This is a genomic window from Amycolatopsis vancoresmycina, from assembly GCF_000716785.1.
GTDB lineage: Bacteria > Actinomycetota > Actinomycetes > Mycobacteriales > Pseudonocardiaceae > Amycolatopsis > Amycolatopsis vancoresmycina.
In genome coordinates this window covers 72,728-95,889 of record NZ_JNYY01000007.1, presented here as the reverse complement: position 1 = coordinate 95,889, position 23,162 = coordinate 72,728, and the positions used below count along the sequence as shown (strand labels likewise).

Annotated in this window: 23 protein-coding genes; 10 read left to right on the top strand and 13 right to left on the bottom strand. The window is 72.8% G+C overall.

Features of this window, described 5'->3' with window-relative positions:
• Positions 1 to 23 precede the first annotated feature (23 nt).
• The 3 genes from OO60_RS18750 to OO60_RS18740 form a co-directional block, all read right to left on the bottom strand.
• Positions 24 to 866: a DUF4097 family beta strand repeat-containing protein gene (locus tag OO60_RS18750; protein WP_003057605.1), complete on the bottom strand. Its 843-nt coding sequence runs from the start codon at positions 864 to 866 to the stop codon at positions 24 to 26.
• Between the two features lie 55 nt (positions 867 to 921).
• Complete coding sequence (locus OO60_RS18745) at positions 922 to 1,410, bottom strand: hypothetical protein (protein ID WP_003057607.1); 489 nt, start codon at positions 1,408 to 1,410, stop codon at positions 922 to 924.
• A gap of 81 nt (positions 1,411 to 1,491) precedes the next feature.
• On the bottom strand, positions 1,492 to 2,175 hold the full coding sequence (locus OO60_RS18740; RefSeq protein ID WP_003057609.1) for a FadR/GntR family transcriptional regulator: 684 nt from the start codon (positions 2,173 to 2,175) through the stop codon (positions 1,492 to 1,494).
• A gap of 48 nt (positions 2,176 to 2,223) precedes the next feature.
• On the opposite strand from OO60_RS18740, the gene OO60_RS18735 reads away from it, so the two are divergent.
• Positions 2,224 to 3,441 (top strand): MFS transporter, encoded by a 1,218-nt coding sequence (locus OO60_RS18735; RefSeq protein WP_003057611.1) that lies wholly within the window; start codon positions 2,224 to 2,226, stop codon positions 3,439 to 3,441.
• 7 nt (positions 3,442 to 3,448) lie between these two features.
• Here OO60_RS18735 and OO60_RS18730 read toward each other — a convergent pair whose 3' ends face one another.
• Positions 3,449 to 4,843 carry a mycothione reductase gene (locus OO60_RS18730; protein WP_003057613.1) on the bottom strand — a complete coding sequence of 465 codons (1,395 nt, stop codon included), beginning with the start codon at positions 4,841 to 4,843 and terminating at the stop codon, positions 3,449 to 3,451.
• A 96-nt stretch (positions 4,844 to 4,939) separates the two neighbouring features.
• Complete coding sequence (locus OO60_RS18725) at positions 4,940 to 5,623, bottom strand: M15 family metallopeptidase (protein ID WP_033261831.1); 684 nt, start codon at positions 5,621 to 5,623, stop codon at positions 4,940 to 4,942.
• 334 nt (positions 5,624 to 5,957) lie between these two features.
• Here OO60_RS18725 and OO60_RS18720 point away from each other — a divergent pair, with 334 nt between their 5' ends.
• On the top strand, positions 5,958 to 6,782 hold the full coding sequence (locus OO60_RS18720; protein ID WP_033261788.1) for a S1 family serine peptidase: 825 nt from the start codon (positions 5,958 to 5,960) through the stop codon (positions 6,780 to 6,782).
• A gap of 17 nt (positions 6,783 to 6,799) precedes the next feature.
• Positions 6,800 to 7,231: a GNAT family N-acetyltransferase gene (locus OO60_RS18715; protein WP_033261787.1), complete on the top strand. Its 432-nt coding sequence runs from the start codon at positions 6,800 to 6,802 to the stop codon at positions 7,229 to 7,231.
• 14 nt (positions 7,232 to 7,245) lie between these two features.
• Here OO60_RS18715 and OO60_RS18710 read toward each other — a convergent pair whose 3' ends face one another.
• The 3 genes from OO60_RS18710 to OO60_RS18700 form a co-directional block, all read right to left on the bottom strand.
• Positions 7,246 to 8,421, bottom strand: a complete 1,176-nt coding sequence (locus tag OO60_RS18710) for an 8-amino-7-oxononanoate synthase (RefSeq protein ID WP_033261786.1) — start codon at positions 8,419 to 8,421, stop codon at positions 7,246 to 7,248.
• 100 nt (positions 8,422 to 8,521) lie between these two features.
• On the bottom strand, positions 8,522 to 10,105 hold the full coding sequence (locus OO60_RS18705) for a DEAD/DEAH box helicase (RefSeq protein WP_033261785.1): 1,584 nt from the start codon (positions 10,103 to 10,105) through the stop codon (positions 8,522 to 8,524).
• Between the two features lie 325 nt (positions 10,106 to 10,430).
• Positions 10,431 to 11,390 carry a serine protein kinase RIO gene (locus OO60_RS18700; RefSeq protein WP_003093761.1) on the bottom strand — a complete coding sequence of 320 codons (960 nt, stop codon included), beginning with the start codon at positions 11,388 to 11,390 and terminating at the stop codon, positions 10,431 to 10,433.
• Between the two features lie 282 nt (positions 11,391 to 11,672).
• Here OO60_RS18700 and OO60_RS18695 point away from each other — a divergent pair, with 282 nt between their 5' ends.
• Positions 11,673 to 13,205: a phytoene desaturase family protein gene (locus OO60_RS18695; protein WP_003093759.1), complete on the top strand. Its 1,533-nt coding sequence runs from the start codon at positions 11,673 to 11,675 to the stop codon at positions 13,203 to 13,205.
• 6 nt (positions 13,206 to 13,211) lie between these two features.
• Here the strand turns inward: OO60_RS18695 and OO60_RS18690 are convergent, their stop codons facing one another.
• Complete coding sequence (locus OO60_RS18690; protein WP_033261784.1) at positions 13,212 to 14,099, bottom strand: MBL fold metallo-hydrolase; 888 nt, start codon at positions 14,097 to 14,099, stop codon at positions 13,212 to 13,214.
• A gap of 82 nt (positions 14,100 to 14,181) precedes the next feature.
• Between OO60_RS18690 and OO60_RS18685 the strand changes: the two genes are divergently transcribed.
• The 3 genes from OO60_RS18685 (at position 14,182) to OO60_RS18675 (ending at position 16,452) form a co-directional block, all read left to right on the top strand.
• Positions 14,182 to 15,033, top strand: coding sequence for a LysR family transcriptional regulator (locus OO60_RS18685; RefSeq protein WP_033261830.1), 852 nt, complete (start codon positions 14,182 to 14,184; stop codon positions 15,031 to 15,033).
• A gap of 69 nt (positions 15,034 to 15,102) precedes the next feature.
• Positions 15,103 to 15,906, top strand: coding sequence for a class I SAM-dependent methyltransferase (locus OO60_RS18680; RefSeq protein ID WP_033261783.1), 804 nt, complete (start codon positions 15,103 to 15,105; stop codon positions 15,904 to 15,906).
• Positions 15,907 to 16,452 (top strand): TetR/AcrR family transcriptional regulator, encoded by a 546-nt coding sequence (locus tag OO60_RS18675; protein WP_033261782.1) that lies wholly within the window; start codon positions 15,907 to 15,909, stop codon positions 16,450 to 16,452.
• Here OO60_RS18675 and OO60_RS18670 read toward each other — a convergent pair.
• Complete coding sequence (locus OO60_RS18670) at positions 16,449 to 17,003, bottom strand: suppressor of fused domain protein (protein WP_244885545.1); 555 nt, start codon at positions 17,001 to 17,003, stop codon at positions 16,449 to 16,451. The genes OO60_RS18675 and OO60_RS18670 overlap by 4 nt on opposite strands.
• 83 nt (positions 17,004 to 17,086) lie before the next feature.
• On the opposite strand from OO60_RS18670, the gene OO60_RS18665 reads away from it, so the two are divergent.
• Positions 17,087 to 18,175 carry an NAD(P)/FAD-dependent oxidoreductase gene (locus OO60_RS18665; protein WP_033261780.1) on the top strand — a complete coding sequence of 363 codons (1,089 nt, stop codon included), beginning with the start codon at positions 17,087 to 17,089 and terminating at the stop codon, positions 18,173 to 18,175.
• Here the strand turns inward: OO60_RS18665 and yaaA are convergent.
• Entirely contained in the window at positions 18,162 to 18,908 is a 747-nt protein-coding gene (gene yaaA, locus OO60_RS18660; protein WP_004561781.1) for a peroxide stress protein YaaA, read from the bottom strand. The genes OO60_RS18665 and yaaA overlap by 14 nt on opposite strands.
• A 55-nt stretch (positions 18,909 to 18,963) precedes the next feature.
• Between yaaA and OO60_RS48190 the strand changes: the two genes are divergently transcribed.
• Positions 18,964 to 19,917 carry a GNAT family N-acetyltransferase gene (locus tag OO60_RS48190; protein ID WP_033261779.1) on the top strand — a complete coding sequence of 318 codons (954 nt, stop codon included), beginning with the start codon at positions 18,964 to 18,966 and terminating at the stop codon, positions 19,915 to 19,917.
• A 21-nt stretch (positions 19,918 to 19,938) separates the two neighbouring features.
• On the opposite strand, the gene OO60_RS18650 is transcribed toward OO60_RS48190, so the two are convergent.
• Positions 19,939 to 20,841, bottom strand: a complete 903-nt coding sequence (locus tag OO60_RS18650) for a 2-hydroxyacid dehydrogenase (RefSeq protein WP_033261778.1) — start codon at positions 20,839 to 20,841, stop codon at positions 19,939 to 19,941.
• A 95-nt stretch (positions 20,842 to 20,936) separates the two neighbouring features.
• Complete coding sequence (locus OO60_RS18645; RefSeq protein WP_033261777.1) at positions 20,937 to 21,290, bottom strand: VOC family protein; 354 nt, start codon at positions 21,288 to 21,290, stop codon at positions 20,937 to 20,939.
• Between the two features lie 123 nt (positions 21,291 to 21,413).
• Between OO60_RS18645 and OO60_RS18640 the strand changes: the two genes are divergently transcribed.
• Positions 21,414 to 23,162, top strand: a complete 1,749-nt coding sequence (locus tag OO60_RS18640) for a proline--tRNA ligase (RefSeq protein ID WP_033261776.1) — start codon at positions 21,414 to 21,416, stop codon at positions 23,160 to 23,162.

The following is a 23,162-nucleotide window of genomic DNA, read 5'->3' as shown; positions in this document are numbered from 1 at the left end:
TTTCCCCTGTTCTGTATGTGTCTTCAGGCACGCCGGACGACGATGTCGCCGGTGTAGCTGTGGGCCTTGACCTCGACGGTCTCGGTGCTGCCGCCCGGCCCCTCGGACGGCGTGAGCGTGTTGTGCACGGAACCGACCAGCGAGTTCAGCTCGAGCCACGCGGCACTGCCCTCGCGGATGCCGATCTCGATCTCGCCGACGGCGGTCTCGAGCACGACCCGGTCGCGCACGACCTCGCCGAGCCGGATGTCGCCGGACGCCGTCTTGGCGTGCACGCCGGCGTGGGCGAGGTCGACGAGGATGTCGCCGTTGGCGACGCTCACCCGCAGGTCGCCGGTCACTTCGCCGACGCGGGTCTCGCCGTTGGAGTTCTTCAGGACGGCCGTGCCGTCGATCTCGCGGATCCGCAGCTCGCCGGAGCCGGTGCCGATCTCGGCGTGGCCGGTGGCCCGGTCGACGAAGACGTCACCGGTCGCGGTGTTCGCCTCGATCCGCGAGGTCTCGTCGAGGTGGATGTTGCCGACCGAGGTCTTGAGCCGGCTGTCGCCGAGGCGGCCGGTGACGTGGAAGTCGCCCATCGCGGACGTCGCCTTGACGCGAGAGCCGGCCGGCAATTCGACCGTGACGTGCAGAGCGCCGCCCTTGCCCCACAGCTTGGTGGTGTACTTCGGGCCCTTGACCAGCAGCTCGCCGTCGGCGAACTCGACGCGGGTCTTGGCGGCGGCCTTGACGTCCTCGTTGTCGCCCGGGTCGGCCGGGCTGACCTCGACGGTGGTGTCGGTGCGGTCACCGGCGACGATCCGGACGTCGGCCACGCTGACGTCGAGCGTGGCCGTGATCGGCTCGGGGGTGGCGAAAAATGGCATGGCTGCGCCCTCCTGGGGTGCTTTGAGAGTGTTTTGGCTGGTCAGGACGGGCGGGTCAGTGAACCCAGCCGGTGTACTGCTCGCCGTAGCCGGACCGGCGGTGCGTGGGCCGGCTCGCGTCGGCGCCGAGTGCGTTGCTCGCGGCCCGGACGAGCCAGGCGTTGGTGGAGAGCCGGTCGCGGCTCGCGGCCTCCTCGACCCGCTGCTTCAGCTGGTCGGGGAGCCGCAGGTTGATCCGCGAGACGGCGCCGTCGTCGATCTCGGGCGGCGGTGGGGCCTCCGCCGGAGCCGGTTCAGGTGCCGTGGGCACGGAAACCGCGAACTCCGCTTCACGGCGGCGAAGGCGTACTTCGACGGAACCGGGAGCGAGGTCGCGAGTGATTTCGTCGGCCGCGGCCGAAAGGGCGTCGAGCAAGGTGAGCCGGATGGCGGACTCCAGTGGGGAGGCCAGCCGCTCGGCCAGGGTGACAGCGTCCTCGCCGGCCGCCTCGGCGGCTACCGCGAACTCGCGGCGGAGGCTGTCCACGAAGGGCGTCAGGTCCATGGCACAAATATGGCACCGCGGTGGTGCCACGACAACCCTGAAATGGCACCCTTAGGGGTCATCGAGGGCTGAATCCGCAGGTCAGGCGCGTTCGACGCGAGCCAGCAGCTCGTCGAGGAAGCCACACGCTTCGGCCGCAGCGCGGTCCGGGTCGCAGTCGGCGATGGCCTCGGCGAGACCCTCGTGGCCGATCTCTGGCACGTGGTCCGCGCCCGGCGTGATGCTCGACGTCGCCGCGACGCTGGCCGTGATGACCTCGGTCAGCCCGCGGTACAGCTCGGTCAGCAGCGTGTTGTGCCCGGCGCGGACGACGGCGCAGTGGAACTCGGCGTCCGTGCGGGCGAAGTCCTCCCAGCGGCCGGCCCGCAGGTCGGTCTCGCGGCGGGCGAGCAGCGCACGCAGCTCGGCGACCTCGTCCTCGGTCCGCTCGACGGCCGCGAGCCGGGCGCCTTCGACCTCCAGCGTCCGCCGGACCTGGAGGACTTCGCGCAGCTCCGAGCCGCAGAGCCGGCGGATCGCGCCGGACACCTCGCTGGTGGCGCGGACGTAGGTGCCGTCGCCCTGCCGGACCTCCAGGAGCCCGGTGTGCGCGAGCGCGCGCACGGCTTCGCGGACGGTGTTGCGCCCGACGCCGAGCTGCTCGACCAGTTCGGCCTCGGTGGGGATGCGGTCGCCGATCGGCCATTCGCCCTGCGTGACCGCGGTCCGCAGCTGCTCGATGACCTGGTCGACGAGGCCGGCCCGGCGCGTGGTGGCCAGAGGCACAGGATTATCCCTTCATCCAATCATCCTACGTATGCGATAGTAGCGGTCATGCGCGTCGAACACCGTGAACCCGAACTGGACGGCGCCGTGGAGATCCGGACGCCGGGCGTGGTCGCCGCCGGGGCGCTGCTCGCGGTCGCCGTGGTGCTCACCGCCCTCAACCTGCGCCCGGCCATCACCGGCGTCGGGCCGATGCTCGCCGAAATGCGCGCGGACCTGGGCGCTTCGGTGGTCTGGGCCGGGGTGCTCACGACGTTGCCGACGCTCTGCTTCGCCGGCGCCGGACTGGCCGCGCCGCTGCTCGCGCGCCGGGCCGGGATCGGGGCCGCCATCGCGATCGCGCTGGCCACCCTCGCTGCCGGGCTCGTGCTGCGCGTCCTCGACGGCCCGGCCGTGGTCCTCGGCGCCACGCTCGTGGCCACCGCCGGGATCGCCCTGATCAACGTGCTCATCCCGGTCGTCATCAAGGACTCCTTCCCCGCGCGCATCGGCGTGCTCACCGGTGTCTACACCGCCGCGCTGCAGGGCGGCGGCGCTTTGGGCTCGGCCGTGACCCCGCGCCTCGGTGACGCGCTCGGTGGCTGGCGCCCGGCGCTCGGCGCCTGGGCGGTGCTGGCGGTCGTCGCGCTGGTGGCGTGGCTCCTCGCCGCCCGCGGCACCGGCCGGGTCCCGCGCCCCGCCGACGGCGCCGAGGGCGGCCGGTCGCTGCTGGGCAACCGGCTCGCCTGGATCGTCACCGGCTTCTTCGGCCTGCAGGCGTTCTACGCCTACGCGGCGATGGGCTGGTTCCCGCAGGTGCTGATGGACGCGGGCGTGCCGCGCGACGACGCCGGGCTGCTGTTCGGCCTGGTCTCGCTGATCGCGGTGCCGATCAGCCTCGTCGTCGCGCCGATGGCGGCCCGGCGGCGCGGCCAGAGCCCGTGGATCGTGGGCCTGAGCGTGTTCGGCGTCGCCGGGACCGCCGGGCTGATGCTGGCGCCGTCGTGGTCGCCGCTGCTGTGGAGCATCCTCGTCGGGCTCGGGATGAGCGTGTTCTCGCTCGGCCTGACGGTGATCGCGCTGCGCGCGCGGACCGGCGCGGACACCGCCCGGCTGTCCGGCATGGCGCAGGGCTTCGGCTACCTGTTCGCCGCGCTCGGGCCGTTCCTGTTCGGCCTGCTGCACGACGTGGCCGGCGGCTGGACGGTCCCGCTCGGGATGCTGCTCGCCCTGCTCGGCGTCCAGATGGTGGTCGGCGCCCTCGCCGGCCGCCACCGCTTCGTCTGAACCGGGCTCAGTCCAGGGGCAGGTTGAGCAGCGCGTTCTCGACCAGCTCCGGCATCGCCGGGTGGATCCAGTACTGGCCGCGCGCCATGGCCCGCGCGTCGAGGCCGAAGCTCATCGCCTGGATGAGCGGCTGGATCACCGACGACGCCTGCGGGCCGATGATGTGCGCGCCGAGCAGCTGCCCGGTCGCCGGGTCGGCCAGGAGCTTCGCGAAGCCCGTCGTGTCCTCCATCGCCCAGCCGTACGCGATCCCGGCGTAGTCCTGCTTCGAGACGACGTAGGACACGCCGAGTTCGCGGGCCTTCTGCTCGGTCAGCCCGACCGAAGCGACCTGCGGGTGGGTGAAGACCGCGTGCGGCACGAACCGGTGGTCGGCGGTGATCCGCTCGTCCGGGTGCAGCAGGTTGTGCTGCACCACGCGGGCTTCGTGGTTCGCGACGTGCTTCAGCTCGTGCGGCGACGACAGGTCGCCGAGCGCGTAGATGCCCTCGACCGCGGTCTGCTGGTAGTCGTCGACCACGACGTGCCCACTGTCCATTGTGGTCACTCCGGTGGCGGCGACGTCGAGCAGGTCCGAGTTCGGGCGGCGGCCGGTGGCGATCAGCAGGACGTCGCCCTCGACGGTTTCCGCGCCCTGCGGCCCCTCCAGGTCCAGCGCGACGCCGTTGTCCGTCTTGCGCGCCCGGACGGTCTTGCGGTCCAGGCGGACGTCGAACCGTTCGGCGGCCAGCTCGGTGAAGCGCGCGCTGACGTCCTCGTCCTCCGAACGCAGCAGCCGTCCGGAGCGGTTGACCAGCGTCACGTGCACGCCGAAGGAGGCGAAGACGTGCGCGAACTCGGCTGCGATGTACCCGCCGCCGAGGATGACGATGCGCTCCGGCAGCTCGTCGAGCCGCATCACGGTGTCGGAGGTGTGGTAGCCGACGTCGTCCAGGCCGGGGATCTCGGGGATGACCGGGCGCCCGCCCGCGGCCAGCACGAACTTGTCGGCGGTCAGCACTTCGCCGGGGCGTCCGTCGGTGAAGCTGACGCGCAGTTCCTTGTGCCCGGTGAAGCGGCCGGTGCCCTCGTAGACGTCGACGTTCGCGTTGTCCTCGTGGCTGCGCCGGTACTCCGCGCCCCCCTCGGCGATCGGGTCGATGCGGCCGAAGATCCGGTCGCGGATGTCGCGCCAGCGCACGTTCTTCAGCTCTTCGTCGACGCCGTACTTGGCGCTGTGCGAAGGCGTGTACGCGACGTCGGCGGCGTACACGAACATCTTCGTCGGGATGCAGCCGACGTTGAGGCAGGTGCCGCCGAAGGTGCCCTTCTCCACGATCGCCGTCTTCTTGCCGGCGAAGCCGGGGCCGAGGATGGAGTTCCCCGATCCCGTCCCGACGATCACCAGGTCGTAGTGGGGCACTGCATCCTCCGCGGGTTCGTGTCCGGTCGATTCACCCTAGCCAACCGTCTCGGTGGAGCCGGTGTTCCCTCTTGTGCTTAACGTCGTATTACGTGGTCAGTGGCCGGTCGCGGTGAAGTGCATCCGGTCCTTCGGGCTGGTCCAGGCGCCGCCCCAGCTCCACCCGATCGCCGCGAACGCGCGCACGGTCGCGTCGCCGGCCAGGACCATGCCGGGCCGCACGCGCGAGCGGTCGACGTACGCCGAGGCCAGCTCGGGCAGCACCAGATCGCCCTGGGTGTACGGGTTGCAGAACGGGTTGACGTCCACGGCGAGCCCGTAGGCATGCGCTGACCAGGTCGTCTGCCCGCGCGCCGGGCGGCAGACGAACGCGCTGGTGGAGTTGCCGTCCCCGGTCGGCGGCGCGGTGAGCTCGGCCGGGCTGGTCACCCGCATCTCTTCGAGCGGGAAGTGCGCCGCGAAGAGCCGCCCGAAGACCTTCGTGATGCCTGCCGCGCCGGAGGCGTTCACCAGCATCTCGCCGGTGTGCGCGCGGCCGTCGAAGCCCCAGAAGGACATCGTCAGGTAGCGGAGGTCGCCGGCCTTGACCGGGCAGGCGGGCTGCCAGGTGCTGCGCGCGAGAACGTCGGCGGGCACGGCGCTGATCGTCGACGCGTACGTGTTGCCCGGCGGCGACGGAAGCACGTCTTTTGTCGGAAGTGCCCGGTTCACCAGTTCGGGTGGCGTCGGCTCGACCTCGCCGAAGCCGTCGGGGCGGCGGGGGAGCGGACGGGCACCCACCTGCCAGGTGACGGCGGGGGTGCCGGCCGCCGGCCGCGGCGCGGCCGAGGTGCCCGGCCCGATCGTCGTCGGCGCTGGTGCCGGCGGTGCTGCCGGCGGGATGTCCGGTGCGCACGCGGACACGGCGCAGGCCAGGACCGCTCCCGCCGCCGTCGCTCGCCGCCGCATCCGGCCAGCTTGGCAGAGACGGGCGGGGGACGCGGAGTCCACCCGTTCCAGTGACACCGTTTTGGGCCCCCTCGGATTAGGGTATTGAGCGCACGTCGTTCACGCACCGGAGTCATCCGGGTGCCGAGTGCTTTGCTCCGTGCTGTGCCGAAGAGGAGAACGTCCCATGGCCGTGAAGTCCCGCCGATCCCTGCTGTTCGCGAGCGGCGCGCTGCTCGCGGTCGCCGCGGTCGCCGTCCCGGTCGTGGCCGGCACGGCGGCGGCGGATTCCGGGGCCGCCGGTGCCGGCAACCAGGCGCGGATCGTCGGCGGCAACCAGGCTTCGATCGCCGACCACCCGTACGCGGTGTACCTGACCGACGCGGGCGGCAACCAGTTCTGCGGCGCGGTGATCGTGAGCTCCACGGCGGTCGCGACGGCGGCGCACTGCGCCAAGGCGGTGGCGAAGCAGGACATCCGCGTGGTGGCCGGCCGCGAGGACAAGCGCACCAGCGACGGCCAGGTGCTGGGTGTCTCGAAGATCTGGGTCAGCCAGAGCTACACCGATCCGACGCAGGGTGCGGACATCGCGGTGCTCACCGTCCGCGGCCAGCTCGGCTACCGGCCGGCGAATCTGCCCGCGAAGGACGACACGCAGGTGTACGCCACGGGCACCCAGGCGACGGTGCTCGGCTGGGGCCGCATCGCCGACGGCGGCGCGCGCTCCGACTACCTGCGCAGCGCCCAGGTCCCGCTGGTCTCGGACAGCGAATGCCGGTCCGATTACACGGTCTACGACCAGCAGAGCATGGTGTGCGCCGGCTACCGCGACGGCGGCATCGACGCCTGCCAGGGCGACTCCGGCGGCCCGCTGGTGGTGGGCGACACGCTGATCGGCATCGTCTCCTTCGGCGACGGCTGCGCGAAGGCGGGCAAGCCGGGCGTCTACACGCGCGTTTCGACCTACGCCGACGACGTCGAAACCCAGTCCAGGCCGCGCCTCCTCGGCTGAGCGTGCTAAGCAGGGGTATGCCGACCCTGCACGACGCGACCGGTCCGGAGCTGACCGCCGCCCAGCTGCACGACATCCTCCGCCTGCGCGTCGACGTGTTCGTCGTGGAGCAGAAGGCCGCGTACCCCGAGCTCGACGGCCGTGACCTGCTCCCGGACACCCGCCACCTGTGGTTCGCGGACACCAGCGGCGTCACGTCCTACCTGCGGGTCCTGCTCGATCCGGACGGCGTCCGCCGCATCGGCCGCGTGGTGACGGCGGCGTCCGCCCGCGGCCAGGGCCTGGCGGCCCGCCTGATGGACGCGGCCCTGACCGTCCCGGGCGAGTACGTCCTCGACGCCCAGACGTACGTCCAGGGCTTTTACGCGCGCTACGGCTTCATCCCCGAAGGCGCCGAGTACACCGACGACGACGGGATCCCCCACATCCGCATGCGCCGCCGCCCCTGACCGTCCGGGACGGCTCAGCCGATCGCCCCCCGCGGCGCGGTCGCGGTGATCACCTTCACCGCACGGTCCACATCGGACTCCGTGAGGTCGGCTCGCGCCGTCAGCCGCAGCCGCGAGATCCCGTCCGGCACCGACGGCGGCCGGAAGCACCCGACCCGGATGCCCTGCTCCGCACACGCCGCGGCCCACGCGACGGCCGTCTCCGCGGACGGCGCCTGGACCGAGATGACGGCGGCGTCCGGCAGGCTCGCCTTCAACCCGGCGGCCTTCAGCGACATCGCCAGGTTGCCCGCGTTCTCGACGACCTTCCCCGCCAGCCCCGGCTCCTCCTTCAGCGCGTGCAACGCCGCCAACGCGGCCGCGGCGCTCGCCGGGGCCAACGCGGTGTCGAAGATGAAGCTGCGAGCCGTGTCCACCAGGTGCTTGATCACGCGACGCGGCCCCACCACCGCGCCGCCCTGCGCGCCGAGGGACTTCGACAGCGTCAGCGTCGTGACGACGTCGGGCGCGCCCGACAGCCCGGCCGCGTGGACCGCCCCGCGGCCGCCTTCGCCCAGGACGCCGAAGCCGTGCGCGTCGTCGACGAGCAGCGCCGCGCCGTGCGAACGGCAGATCCCGGCCAGCTCGCCGAGCGGCGCGAGGTCGCCGTCGACCGAGAACACCGAGTCGGTCACCACCAGCGCCCGCGGCTTGCGCCGGGTCGCCAGCGCGTGCTTGATCGCGGACGGCGTCGAGTGCGCGACCGCGGCCACGTCGGCCCGCGACAGCCGGCAGCCCTCGATCAGCGACGCGTGGATGTACTTGTCGGTGACGATCGCGGACTCGGAGCCGGACAGCGCCGTCACCGCGCCGAGGTTCGCGGCGAAGCCGGAGGAGAACACCAGCGCCGCCTGCGCGCCGCAGAACCGGGCGAGCTCCAGCTCCAGCTCGGTGTGCAGCTCGGTCGACCCGGTGACCAGCCGGGACCCGGTCGACCCGGCGCCCCAGCGCAGCGCGGCGGCCGCGGCGGCCCCGGCGACGCGCTTGTCGCGGGCCAGCCCGAGGTAGTCGTTGCCGGCCAGATCCAGCTCGTCCGCCTGCGCGGGACGCGGCCGCAGCTGCCGCACGAGTCCCGCGTTCGCCCGCTTCTCCGCCTCGGCGTCGAGCCAGTCGAAAACCTCGTCGGGCGGGGGCGTCGGCGGCGTAGTCACGTCCCGCAGTCTCCCATCCGGGCTACGCGGTGCCGCCAAGCGGGCCTGGAAACGCCGGAAGCCCCGGACCGCGAGGTCCGGGGCTTCCGAAAGGGATCACTCAGCTGTCGTAGCCGCGACGCGGGCCACGGCTCGGGCGGCCGTAGCCACCGCCGTTGCCCGAGCGGGGCTGACGGCCGCGGCCGCCGAAGCCGCCGGGACGGCCTTCGCGGTCGCCGCCGCGGTAACCACCACGGTCACCGCCGCGCTCGCCACCGCGGTCACGGTCGCCGTAGCTGCGCTCGCCGCGGAAGCCGCCGCGCTCGCCACCCCGGCTGCCGCCGCCGAAGCCGCGGTCGCCGCGGAAGCCGCCGCCGCCACGACGCGGGTTCTCGCGCCGCCGCTCGACGACCGGCTCACCGCTGGGCTCGCGGGCGCCGGTGATGCGGGACAGCTCGGCGTCACCCGGGCGGACCGTGGTCGACTCCGCGCGCACGCCGGCGCGGTCGGTCAGCCGGCGGACCATCCGGCGCTGGTCGTGCGTGGCCAGCGTGACGACCACGCCGGACGCCCCGGCGCGCGCGGTGCGGCCGGCGCGGTGCAGGTAGTCCTTGTGGTCGGCCGCCGGGTCGACGTGCAGCACCAGCGAGATGTCGTCGACGTGGATGCCGCGCGCGGCGACGTCCGTGGCGACCAGCACCGGGGTGTGGCCGTCCTTGAAGTCGGCGAGGACGCGGTTGCGCTGCCCCTGCGTCTTGCCGCCGTGCAGCGCCGCCGCGTGCACGCCCTGCTCGCGCAGCCGCTCGGTGAGCCGGTCGACGTGGTGCTTGGTGCGCACGAACATGATCGTGCGGCCCTCGCGGGCGCCGATCTGCGTGATGACGTCCTGCTTGTCCTGGTGCGAGACCTGGAGCACGTGGTGGTCCATGGTCGTCACGCTCGCGGTCGACGGCGCGACCGAGTGCGTGACCGGGTCGGTCAGGTACTGCTTGACCAGGCGGTTGACGTCACCGTCGAGGGTCGCGGAGAACAGCAGCCGCTGGCCGCCCGGCGGGGTCAGGTCGAGGATCTCGCGGACCTGCGGCATGAAGCCCATGTCCGCCATCTGGTCGGCCTCGTCGAGGGCGATGAAGTTGCAGTCGCCCAGGTGCGCGGTGCCCTGGCGGACGTGGTCCGACAGCCGGCCCGGCGTGGCGATCAGCAGGTCGACACCGCGGGACAGGGCGTCCGCCTGGCGGGCGAAGGCCATGCCGCCGACGGCCGTGCGGCACCACAGGCCGAGCGACTTGGCCAGCGGGGTCAGCGAGTCGGCGACCTGCATGGCCAGCTCGCGGGTCGGGACGAGGATCAGCGCGCGGGGGCGCTTCGGGCGGGCCTTGCCGCCGTCGAGCCGGGCCAGCATGGCCAGGCCGAAGGCGAGGGTCTTGCCGGAACCGGTCTGGGCGCGGCCCAGCACGTCCCGGCCGGCCAGCGCGTCCGGGATGGTCGCGGACTGGATCGGGAACGGCTGGTTGATGCCCGCCTCGGCCAGCGCGCGGAGCAGCGGCTCCGGCAGGCCCAGCTGGGCGAACGTCTTGGTGACCACGGTCTCGACGGCGTCGTCGCGCAGCATGTCGCCGCCCGCAGGCCGCTGGCGCGGCTTGTGGTCGGGACGGCCCGCGCGGGCGGACGTCGAGGAGTGGCCGGAGTTGAACGTGACTGTCACAAATGCCTCTCGGACGTGGTTCGTCGCAAGGGAGGCCCGGGCTGCCCGCGCGCAGGCAGGGCAAGATGGTGTGCGATGGGCGTTCACAGGGACGGACCCGGCACACCGTGTCATCGCTTGCCGACACTGCGCGCCGCTATGGGTTACGGATCACCGCGAGCCATTCGGTTGGCTTTGGAGGCGACGGACACCAACTCATCCACGCCGCCGGTTGCGGTCTGTGTTCACTGTACCCGAGCCGGAGCTGGTACTACGCATCGAGGTCACCGGTTGTGGGCGGCGTCGCAGCCGTGTTCCGCACCACAGCCGCGACGCCACCGCGGAATCACTCGAGACCGGCCGCGGAAACGAGCTCGGCCAGCAGTTCCCCGGTGTTCGTGACGTCCTCGCCGAGGCCGCGGCCGTGGAACCAGCCCGCCAGGTTGCGCACGTCCCTGGCCAGGAATTCGACGCCGCCGGGGTTGGCCACGACGTCGACCACCTGGGGCAGGTCGATCACCACCAGCCGGCCGCGGTGCACCAGCAGGTTGTACGCCGAGAGGTCGCCGTGCGCGAGCCCCTCGGCGGCCAGCAGGTCGAGCGCCGCGGTCGCCTGGAACCACAGGTCCCGCAGTTGCTCCGGGTCCGGGCGGACCTGGGCCAACCGGGGTGCGGCGGTGCCGTCGTCCTCGCCGAGGAACTCGAGCAGCAGTTCCGTTCCGTTGCGCTGAACGGGGTACGGCACCGGCGCGCCGAGCGTCCACAGGCGACTCAGCGCGGCGAACTCCGCGACCGCCCACTGCTCGGCGATGAGGTTGCGGCCGAACGCGCTGCGCTGCGCCATCGCCCGGTTCTCGCGGGATCGGCGCATCCGCCGCCCTTCGAGGTAACCCGCGTCGCGGTGGAACAGCTTGTGTTCGTCGCTGCGGTACCGCTTCGCGGCGACCAGCGTGCCCGTGCCGCCGGGCAGGCCCCGCCGCAGCAGGTGGACGTCGGCCTCCTTGCCGGTCTTGAGGACGCCGAGGTCGGTGTCGACCGCGGCGAGCTCGGTGACGACCCAGTCCGGCCGGGGGAGCGGGCCGTGTTCGGCGTCGTCCCAGGTGGACCAGCGGTCGGCGCCGTCGGGCAGCTGCCGTTCGGTGTAGGCGTCGTCGCGCAGTTTCGCGAGCCGGACGCGTTCGCCTTCGGTCAGCCGTCCGCGGCGCGTGGGTTCGGGTTCGTCGAGCCGCCCGCGGCGCCGCGAACGCGCTTCGCGGCGGCGGGAGGGGTTGTCGTCGTGAAAGTCTTCGAAGTCGTGCTGGCGCACTGGTGGGTTTCTCCTCGATCAGGGATGCCCCACCGGGCGCGTGGTCAGCCTCGGGGGGCGGGTGGGTGAGGGCGCGAAAAGGCCCGGACAGCCATCACGTCAGGCACCTCCTCGTTCTCACGCACCGGCTCCCCGCCGGCTCGTGCCCAGGTTGCCGGACCGATCCGGCGCCGCGCAACCGAATTTCGCGGCGGGCCGCGAAAGGAGTATTTGTGACGTTTCCTTGAATTCGGCCCGGCCGCGTGGTCACGATGAACGGGCAGGCAGATCGAGGAGGGGCGGATGAACACCTACGACGTGGTGATCGTCGGAGGCGGGCACAACGGCCTGGTCGCGGCCGCGTACCTGGCGCGGGCCGGCCGGTCGGTGCTCGTGCTCGAACGGCGGGGTGAGACCGGTGGCGCCGCCGTCTCGTTCCGTGCGTTCGAGGGCGTGGACGTCCGGCTTTCGCGCTACTCGTACCTGGTCAGCCTGCTGCCGAAGAAGATCGTGGCCGACCTCGGCCTCGACGTGGAGCTGCGACGGCGCCGGATGTCGTCCTACACCCCGTCGGGCGGCTCCGGTCTTCTTGTCGACACGGGTGACGCCGTCCGGACGGCGGCGTCGTTCCGCGCGGTCACCGGGTCCACATCGGACTACTCGGCGTGGCAGCGGTTCTACGAGCTGACCGGGCGCGTCGCCGGGCGCGCGTTCGGGACGCTCACCGAACCACTGCTGTCCGAAGTGGACTTCCGCGCGCGCATCGGCGACGCGGAAGCGTGGTCCCTGCTGTTCGAACGGCCGATCGGCGAAGCGCTCACGTCGTGGTTCGGCGACGACACGGTGCGCGGCGTGGTGCTCACCGACGCGCTGATCGGCACGTTCGCCCCGGCGGACGGCGAGGACCTGCGGCAGAACCGGTGCCTGCTCTACCACGTGATCGGCAACGGCACCGGCGACTGGGACGTCCCGGTCGGCGGCATGGGTGCGGTCACCGGGTCGCTCGCGGCGGTCGCCTCCGCGGCGGGCGCGCGCCTGATCACCGGCGCGGAGGTGCTCGCGGTCGACCCGGACGGCGAGGTGCGCTACCGGAAAGACGACGCCGAGTTCGTCGTCCGGGGCCGCCACGTCCTCGCCAACGTCGCGCCGGCGACGCTGGCGAGGCTGCTGGGCGAACCCCCTCCGATCCGGCCGGAGGGTGCCCAGCTCAAGGTGAACATGGTGCTGACGCGGCTGCCGAGGCTGCGTGACCCGGACGTCGATCCGGCTGAGGCGTTCGGGGGCACCTTCCACGTCAACGAGAGCTACACCCAGCTGGAGGCGGCGTACCGCGAGGCGGCGGCGGGCCGGATCCCCCCGCTGCCGCCCTGCGAAATCTACTGCCACTCGTTGACGGACCCGTCCATCCTCGGCCCGGCCGAACGCGCGGCCGGCACGCACACCCTCACCCTGTTCGGCCTGCACATGCCGGCGCGGCTCTTCGAGGGGCGCAACGAAGAGGCGCGTGAAGCGGCGTTGCGCGCGACACTGGCTTCGCTGAACAGCGTGCTGGCCGAGCCGATCGAGGACTGCCTGCTGTCCGGGCCGGACGGAAAACCCTGCGTGGAAGCCAAAACCCCGCTGGACCTGGAAGCCGAGCTGGGTCTGCCGGCGGGGCACATCTTCCACCGGGACCTCTCCTGGCCCTTCGCGGAGGACCCGGCGCAAGCCGGCCGCTGGGGCGTGGAGACACCGCACGAGCGCATCCTGCTCTGTGGCGCGGGCGCGGCGAGAGGAGGTGGTGTCAGCGGCATTCCCGGCCACAACGCGGCCATGGCGGTGCTCGGCGCGGGGTGATCCGGGTCAGGCGTCGTGTTCGGTGCACAGACACGCGACGCCCGGCTCGATCCACTCCCGGCCGGCCCACTCCGGGTGGCGCTCGACGAGCAGTGAACGGACCTCGGCGGTGATTTCGTCCACGCCCATCGCCGAGTCCCGCCGCTGCCAGGTCTCGTCGCGCAGTTCCCGCAGGTAGGCGCGGACGTCGGTGAGCACCGCCCCGCCACCGACCTCTCCGTGCCCGGGAACCACCACCCGGTGCCCGGCGGCGGCCAGCCGGTCGAGGACCGCCAGCCAGCCGACGCCCGAGACATCGGTGTCGTGCGGCGGGAACCACGGGAAGATCGCGAACTGCCCGGTCTCGGCCAGGTCGCCGGTGAACAGGACGCCGGCGTCCGGTACCTCGACGACCTGGTCGCCCTTCGTGTGGCCCTGTCCGGTGGGGCGCAGCCGGACGGTCCGGCCGCCGAGGTCGAGGTCGTACCCGCCGTCGTAGACGACGTCCGGGGCCGGCAGCCGGACGCCGTCGAGGCGGCGCGCGATCACCTCGCCGAGGCCCCGGAACATCTCCAGGTAACCGGGGCCCTTGGTGACCAGGTCCTCGGCCTGGCCGCGGTTGACCAGGTACGTGGCTTCGCCGGCGAACACCTGCGCGCCGAACGCGTGCTCGGGGTGGAAGTGCGTCGTGGTCAGGTACAGGCGGCGGCCTTTCGCGACCTCACGCGCGAAGGCCAGCACCTGCTCCGCGTTGGCGGTGCCGATCCCGGTGTCGACGACGAGGACGGCTTCGGTGCCGCCCACGACGCCGATGTTGGGCACGAGGTCGACCCGGTCGTTCGGGATCACCAGCAGATCGGGGGCGATTTCCCGGGCGCCGGCGACGCGCACGGCGGGGTCGGTCAGTTCGGTCATGCCCCGATTCCACCGCCGGACGGCCGCGGCCGTCCAAGACCGGTTCGGTGCTGCCGATACCGGGCGAATATCGTCGGTGGTCATGGAGCTGCGCACGCTGCGATACTTCGTCGCGGTCGCCGAGGAACTCCACTTCGGCCGGGCCGCGGCGCGGCTGCACATGAGCCAGCCGCCGCTGAGCCGGGCGATCAAGCAGCTGGAGTCCGACGTCGGGGCCGTGCTGCTGCTGCGCTCCGCCGCCGGAGTCACGCTCACCCCGGCGGGCGTGGCGCTGCTGGCCGAGGCACGGGTGCTGCTGGACCAGGCCGACCGGGCCCGCGTGCGCGTGGCCACGGCGGCGGGCGTGCCCACGCTCACCGTCGGCCTCCTCGGCGACGGCGCCGACCCGGGCGCGGCCCGGCTGGCCGACGCGTACCGGCAGGCGCACCCGGAGGTCGAGGTGCGCGTGCGCGACACCGACCTCACCGACCCGACGTGCGGCCTGCGCGCCGGGCTGGTCGACGTCGCGCTGACCCGCGGGCCGTTCGACGAGACGGGCCTGACGGTGCACCGGCTGCGGGCCGACCCGGTGGGCGCGGTCCTGCGCGCCGACGACCCGCTGGCCGGCCGCGACCGGCTGGCACTGGCCGACCTGGCCGGACGGCGCTGGTTCCGGTTCCCGGACGGGACCGACGCGCACTGGCAGGCGTACTGGCACGGCGGTGAACCCCGCGAAGGGCCGGTGGTGCGGGCGGTCCAGGAGTGCCTGCAGGCCGTGCTGTGGAACGGGACGGTCGGGCTGATGCCGCTCGGACACCACCCGCCGGGTGAGCTGGTCGTGGTGCCGCTGTCCGGAATGGCCCCGAACCCGGTGGTGGTCGCGTGGCGCGACGCCGACGCCAACCCGCTGATCCGCTCGTTCGCCCGGATCGCGACGGCCGCCTACCGCGCCTGAGCGGCGCCCCCGGCAGTCGGGCAGCATCTGCGGGTCGAAAAACGAACGTTCATTCACTATAGTGGCCGCATGCGTACTGCCAGCCGGACCGCCGAGCACGTCGCCCTCTTCCGGGCCCTCGAAACCCGGCGCCGCGACCGGCTCTTCGCCGACGACCTCGCCATCCGGTTCCTGCCGGCCCGCTACCGCTGGCTCGTGCGGTCCGCGGCCCTCCCGCCGCTCGGCCACCGGATCGCGCGGATCATCGACCGCCGCTACCCGGGCGGCCCGCGCACGTCCGCTGTCGCCCGCACGCGGCTGATCGACGACCTGCTCGCCGCGGCCGAGCCGGACCAGGCGCTGCTGCTCGGGGCCGGCTACGACAGCCGCGCCCACCGCCTTCCCGGCATGCCGCTCACCTACGAGGTGGACCATCCCCTGACCCAGCGGGCCAAACGGCAGCGCGTCGCCGACCGGCCGCACGTCCGCTACGTGCCCGTCGACCTGGCCGCCGACCGGCTCGTCACGGCCCTCGACGGCTTCCCCCGGAAGCGCACGGCTGTCGTCTGGGAGGGCGTCACCAACTACCTCACCGAAGAGGCCGTCGACACGACCCTGCGCGACCTGGTCGCGATCACCGCGCCGGGAAGCACGGTCATCTTCACCTACGTCGACCGCGCGGCGCTCGACGCCGACACTCCCTGGCACCGGGTGGTGGCGAAGGTCGGCGAGCCGTGGACGTTCGGCTTCCGGCCCGCCGAAGTGCCTGGCTACCTGGTCGAACGGGGTCTGAACCTGAAAGGCGACCTGTCCGCGGCGGAAGCCGCCGCCCGGTACCACCGGCACGAGCCCGCTGCCGGGTTCTACCGGATCGCGTGGGCGGAGGTCCGGTAGATGCCCAAGGTCAGCGACGAACACCTGGCCGGCCGTCGCCGCCAGATTCTCGAAGCCGCCGCCGGCTGCTTCGCCCGCAACGGGTTCCACCGCACATCCATGCAGGACATCGTCAAGGAGTCCGGACTTTCCGCCGGGCTGATCTACCGGTACTTCGACGGCAAGGACGACATGATCCTCGCGATCGTCGGGGAGTGGCACACGTCCCGGGCGGCCGGCCTGCGCACCGGCGACGATCCGTTCGCCGCCTATCTCGGCCTGCTGAAGGAGATCGCCGGTCCGGACGCGGCGCTGCGGCGCAACCTCGGCCTGCAGGCGTGGGCGGAAACCGTCCGCGAGCCCCGGATCCGTGCCCTCGCCCGCCAGGGTGTCGACGACCAGCGGGAGGCGTTCAAGGACATCGCGCCGGACGCCGTGATCCGCGTACTCGTGGCCATCTACCAGGGCCTGCTGCTGCAGGTGTCGTGGGACGACGACCTGGACGCCGAGGCGTTCGTCGCCGCGGTACGCGAGCTGGTGCGGCGCCCGGCGTCCGCGGCGGACTAGACCACCGGCGGGCGGCGGACGTCGTAGAGATCCCAGTCCAGCTGCCAGAAGGCGTCGATGCCGTGCTCGCGGATGTACTTCCGCTCGGTGTCGTGCACCGGGTAGCAGCCGGCGATGCTCACCGGCGCGCCGCCGATGTCGATCAGCGTGTACTGGTGCGCGTCGAGGCCCGCGGGCGCCGAGACCGCGAACGCCGTCATCGCCGACTCCGGGGCGATCGGCTGGCCGAAGTCGATGGTGTCGCCGTAGACGAACGGGCAGGTGCCGCGCAGCTGCTCGGCGAGGTAGCCGATGGCCAGCGCCCAGACCGGGTCGTCGGACCGGACGCTGATCCACAGCTCCGGCTTCACGCCGTGCCAGTCGGGGTGGTCGGCCAGGGAAAGGCCGTAGGTCGCGCCGGTCAGGTACCGCGGTTCGGGTTCGTCGGCGTAGACGAACGCGATGACGTCGTCGAGCCCCGCCTGGGTCGACGGGATGGGCTGCAGCCGGGGCTGGGAGGACCCGGTCAGGGTGTCGAGATGGGCGACATACCGCTCGGCACGGCTGGGCATGGCGCGCAGCATACGACCGGCCGGGCCCGGGCGCGGTCAAGGCCGCTGGCCCGGGCGCGGCAAGATCGGGCAGGGTGGGGAGCATGCGAGTGCTCGTGATCGGCAGCGGAATCGGCGGCGCGGCGACGGCCTGGCACCTCGCCGGCCGCGGCGCGGAAGTGATCGTGGCGGACGCGGCGCGCCCCGGCACGGCGACCGAGGCCGGCGCCGGGATCGTCAGCCCGTGGACGTCGCGCTGGAACGAGGCGCTGTACCCGCTCGCGGCGGCCGCCGGCCGGTACTACCGGGAGTTCACCGCGGAGCTCGAAGGCTCGTCGTTCGAGGTCGTCGGCGGCCTGGTCGTGTCGGCCGACGACGCCGAGCTGGCCGAGGCGCACGAGCGGCTGACGTCCCGGGCGGCGGCCGCCCCCGAGATCGGCGAGGTGCGGCGGCTCGACCCCGCGCAGGCCCGCGAGCTGTTCCCGGCGCTGGCGCCGGGGCTGGGTGCGGTGCACCTGGCCGGCGCCGGCCGCGTCGACGGGCACCTGCTGCGCCGCGCTCTGCTGACGGCTGCCGAGCGCCGGGGCGCGAGGTTCGTCGAAGGCGAGGTCGCCTTCCGCGCCGACGGCACGGTGGCGGCGCCGGACGGCTCGCTCGAGGCGGACAGCGTCGTCGTCGCGGCCGGCGCGTGGAGCCGCGAGCTGCTGGCGCCGCTGGGGATCGACCTCCCGGTGACGCCGCACCGCGGCCAGATCAGCCACTTCGACCTGCCGGGCACGGACACCTCGGCGTGGCCGGTTGTCCTGCCGCAAACCAGCCATTACCTGCTCGCGTTCGGCGGCGGGCGCGTCGTCGCGGGCGCGACACGCGAGGCGGACTCGGGCTTCGACTACCGCGTCACGGCGGCCGGCCAGCGCGAAGTGCTGGAGAACGCGCTGGCGGTGGCGCCCGGCCTCGCGGACGCGACGCTCGCGGAGACCCGCGTCGGCTTCCGTCCCGGCACCCCGGACGGCCTCCCGGTGCTGGGCCTGCTGCGGCCGGGCCTGGTCGTGTCGACGGGCTTCGGTGCGGGCGGGCTGACGAACGCGCCGTTCGCGGGGAAGCTCGTCGCGGCGATCGCGCTGGGGGAGGACCCGGGGTTCGACCTGAGTCCGTTCGCCCCGGACCGGTTCGGCGGCCTCAGCCCTCGGTGACGAGTTCCAGCGCGTGCTCGCCGGCCCGCTCCACCACCAGGCCGGCCTTGGTGATCACCTTGACCAGCTGGTCCACAGTGGACGGTTCGGCCCTGGTCGCCGCCAGCACGTGCGCCAGGCGGCCCTTGTACGCCTTGTTGAAGTGGCTGACCGTCACCCGCTCGCCGCGGGCGTTTTCGGTGACGACCCGGACCGTCACCGCGTCCGGGCGCAGCTTCGCGAACGCCGAATAGGTGCCCGAGCGCAGGTCGACGACCAGGCCCTCGACCGCCTGCAGCACCGGCTCGAGGACCGGTTTCCACAGCCCGCGGACGGTGCCGAGCGAAGGCAGCGAGTTGCCGCCCGAGAGCCGGTACGCCGGGATCGGGTCGGTCGCCGAAACGACGCCGAACAGCGAAGACGTCACCGCCAGCCGCCGGTGCGCCTTCTCCAGCCCGGCCCGCGTGAAGCTCTTGACGTCGAGCGCGTCGTAGAGGACGCCGGTGTAGCGGCGCAGCGCCGGCATCGTCGGCGACGCCCACAGCTGCGCGTTGCGCGTGACCTCCCCGGCCTGGCGCTCGGTGAGGCCGAGGGCGGCGATGCTGGCGGGGACGTCGGCGGCCAGCTCGACCAGCGCGTCGGCGAGCTTCGCGCGCGTCGAGTTCAGCTCGGGGAAGGACAGCGCGCCGAGGTCGAGCGCGCCACCGCGGCCGCCGTCGGCCTTGGTTTCGGAAGGGGGGAGCAGCACCAGCACGGCCCGAGCGTAAATCGGGGTGCGCGGGCCCCGCCGCCCGGCCTAGCCTCCGGGCATGGACCTGACCTGGCGCCCGCTGACCCTCGCCGACGCCGCCGCCCTCGCCCGGCTCTACGCGGCGGCCGAAGAGGTCGACCGGACGGGTGAGCACTTCAGCGCGGAGGACCTCCGCGAAGAGCTGGCCGGGCCCAACATCGACCTGCCCCGCGCCACGGTGGGCGTCTGGGCCGGCGACCGCCTGGTCGGCTACGGCCTGGCCCGCCGCCGCGACGCCGCCGACCCGGTGCACATGATCCGACTCCAGTCGGTGGTGCACCCGGAGTACCGGACCGACGAGGTCGGCGCTCACCTGACCGGGTGGTTCGCGCGTACGAGCCGCGAGGTCCACGAGCGCACGTTCCCGGGAGCGCCGCTCGAGCTCCACCACGGCAGTCACGAGAACGAGCGCTGGATCGCCGGCGTCCTCACCCGCGCGGGCTACCGGCACGGCCGCACGATGGTGAACATGCGCGTCGGCCTGGCGGACCTCCCGCCCCAGCCACCGCTCCCCGACGGCTACGAGGCGGTGCCGTTCGCCTTCGAGTACGACCTCGCGGTGCTCGACGCCCGCAACGACACGTTCGCCGGCCACTGGGGCAGCACGGTGTACGAGCCGGACGCCTGGCGCCACCTGGTCACGGGGTCGAAGGACTTCCGCCCGGACCTGTCGTTCCTGATCGTGGAGGACGACAAGGTGCTGGCGTTCGTCCTGAGCCACCACTACGAGTCCGAAACCGCGGCGACGGGCGTCCGCGAGCACTACGCCACCTGGGTGGGAACGCGGGGGATCCTGCGAGGCCGGGGAGTCGCGTCGGGGTTGCTGGGGCACACGCTGCGGGCGGCGAAGGACGCGGGGTTCGACCGGTCGGCCCTGAACGTCGACGTCGACAACGCCCACCGCGCCCTGGGCGTCTACGAGCGCTGCGGATACCGCGTCGACGACGAATGGCACGTGTACGTGCTGTCCTGAAGCCGGAACGCGCGCCGGCCGTCAGGGCGCCACGACGTTGAGCAGCTCCTCACCCCGCACGTACCGCCGCACCTGCTCGGCGGCGAGCTTCTTCGCCCGCGGGTAGAACGATGCCGAACCACCGGCGATGTGCGGGGTGATGACCACCCCCGGAACCGTCCACAGTGGATGATCGGCGGGCAGTGGCTCCGGATCGACGACGTCGAGCCCGGCCCGCAACCGCCCGGTCCTGGTCTCGGCGAGGAGGGCGCCGGTGTCGACGGCCGTGCCGCGCCCGACGTTGACGAGGAGGGCGTCGTCGGGCAGGGCGGCGAGCTGTTCGGCGCCGATGAGCCCGCGCGTGGCGGGGGTGTCGGGCAGGACCAGCACGACGATGTCGGCCTGGGGCAGCAGGGCGGCGAGCTCACCGACACCGTGAATCCCCTCGTCCGGCCGTGGCCGGCTGGCGACCCGGGTCACCACGGCCTCGGCGGCGACGAGCTGCCGTTCGATGGCCTGCCCGATGGACCCGTACCCGACGAGCAGCACCCGGCTGTCGGCCAGCGACCGGGTGTGTTCGCGCACCCACGAACCCCGGGCCTGCTGGGCGAACCACCGGGGCAGGTCCCGCTGAGCGGCGTGGATGAGGGCCAGAGCGTGCTCGGCGACGCTCAGATCGTGCAGCCCCCGCCCGTTGGCCAGCCGCACGCCCGCGGGGAGCAGCGGAACCAGCGCTTCGACCCCGGCGGACAGGGACTGCACGACCCGCAGGGACGGCAGTTCCTTGATCAGCTTCGGCGGCTCGGGCCCCCGGTCGTAGGGCAGCACGTAGAACTCGACATCCGCGAGGTCACCGGGCGGGGAACCGAGCCCGTCGTAGTACGCGGCCTCGACACGCTCGGGCACCTCGATGTCGGTCCAGGGCAGAAGCACGCGAGCACTCATGCCGCCTTTCTACCCGTTACGGCGGCGGACAGCCGCGCAGGTGCCGCGCCGAACCCACCGGAGGCTCGGCCATCGACGGGTCCGCCCCCTCTCCCTCAGTGCACCCCCGCCGAGACGCAGAACTCGTTCCCCTCCGGATCCACCAGCACCGTCCACGCCAGCCCCGGCACCTCGTGCTCCGCCACCTCCTTCGCGCCCAGCTCCACGAGCCGCTTCACCTCGGCCGCCCGATCGTCACCGCCGAAATCCACGTGCACCCGGTTCTTGCCCGCGCGGGCCTCCGGGACCCGCTGCAGCCCCAGCGGGAGCCCGCCGTTCGGAGGTGGTGCCAGGACCACGAACTCGCCGTAGTCCTGGGCCACCGTCGTGTCCAGCGCTGCCGTCCAGAACCGCGCCAGCGCCCGGGGGTCCGCGCAGTCGATCGTGATCATGCCCATGTGGATCGCCATGTCCCGAAGCTAGCGGTGACCACCGACAAAAACCGGCCGCCGGATAACCCGTTGGAGCCACGGCCGGGGGATTGACTACCCTGAGCGGGACTTTCACACCCGCCCGGCGCAGGGAGCCCCGCAGTGATCACCAGGACTTCGTCGTTGTTCCTTCGCACGTTGCGCGAGGATCCGGCGGACGCCGAGGTACCGAGCCACCGGCTCCTGGTACGTGCCGGCTATGTCCGCCGGGTCGCCCCGGGCGGGTACTCCTGGCTGCCGCTGGGCCTGCGGGTGCTGCGCCGCATCGAAGCCGTCGTGCGCGAAGAGATGAACGCCATCGGCGCCCAGGAGATCCAGTTCCCCGCACTGCTGCCGAAGGAGCCCTACGAGGCCACCGGCCGCTGGACCGAGTACGGCGACGGCCTCTTCCGGCTCAAGGACCGCAAGGGCGCCGACTACCTCCTCGGCCCGACGCACGAGGAGCTGTTCGCGCTCACCGTGAAGGGCGAGTACAGCTCGTACCGCGACTACCCGGTCACGCTGTACCAGATCCAGACCAAGTACCGCGACGAAGCGCGCCCCCGCGCCGGCATCCTGCGCGGCCGCGAGTTCGTCATGAAGGACTCCTACTCCTTCGACCTCGACGACGACGGCCTCGCCCGCTCCTACCAGGCCCACCGCGACGCGTATGTGAAGCTGTTCGACCGGCTCGGCCTCGAGTACGTCGTGGTCAAGGCGACGTCGGGTGCCATGGGCGGCTCGGCGTCCGAGGAGTTCCTCGCCGTCGCCGAAACGGGTGAGGACACCTACGTCCGCAGCACCGAGTCCGGTTACGCCGCGAACGTCGAAGCCGTCGTCACGCCCGCCCCGGCCGCGCAGCCCATCGAGGGCCGCCCCGAGGCGCAGGTGCACCACACGCCGAACACGCCGACCATCGAGACGCTGGTCAACTTCCTCAACGACGCCGGGCTGGGCCGCACGTTCACCGCCGCGGACACGCTGAAGAACGTCATGCTCAAGACGCGGCAGCCCGGCTCGGCCGAGTGGGAGCTGGTCTGTGTCGCGGTCCCGGGTGACCGCGAAGTGGACATGAAGCGCCTCGAAGCGTCGCTGGAGCCCGCCGAGGTCGCGCTGCTCGACGAGGCCGACTTCGCGAAGAACCCGTTCCTGGTCAAGGGCTACATCGGCCCGAAGGCGCTGCAGGACAACGGCGTGCGCTACCTCGCCGACCCGCGGATCGTCCCCGGCACCGCCTGGGTCACCGGGGCCGACAAGGTCGACCACCACGTCGTCGACCTCCTCGCCGGCCGCGACTTCACCCCGGACGGCACCATCGAGGCCGCCGAGGTCCGCGAGGGCGACGCGTCGCCGGACGGGCACGGCACCCTGGTCGCCGCGCGCGGCATCGAGATCGGGCACATCTTCCAGCTCGGCCGCAAGTACACCGACGCCTTCGAGGTCGACGCGCTCGGCCCCGACTCGAAGCCGATCCGGATCACGATGGGCTCGTACGGCGTCGGCGTCTCGCGGCTGGTCGGCGTGCTCGCCGAGCAGAACCACGACGACCTCGGCCTGATCTGGCCGCGCGTGGTCTCGCCGTTCGACGTGCACATCGTCATCGCGGGCAAGGACGAGGCGATCGCGGCGGGTGCCGAGAAGATCGCCGCCGAGCTGGACGCCGCCGGCGTCGAGGTCATCCTCGACGACCGCAAGGCGACGCCGGGCGTCAAGTTCGCCGACGCGGAGCTGGTGGGTGTGCCGACCATCCTGGTGGTCGGGCGCGGGCTGGCCAACGGCGTCGTCGAGGTGAAGGACCGGCGTTCGGGCGACCGCGAGGAGATCGCGGTCGACGCCGTCGTCGAGCACCTGGTCAAGCTCGTCCGGGGCTGA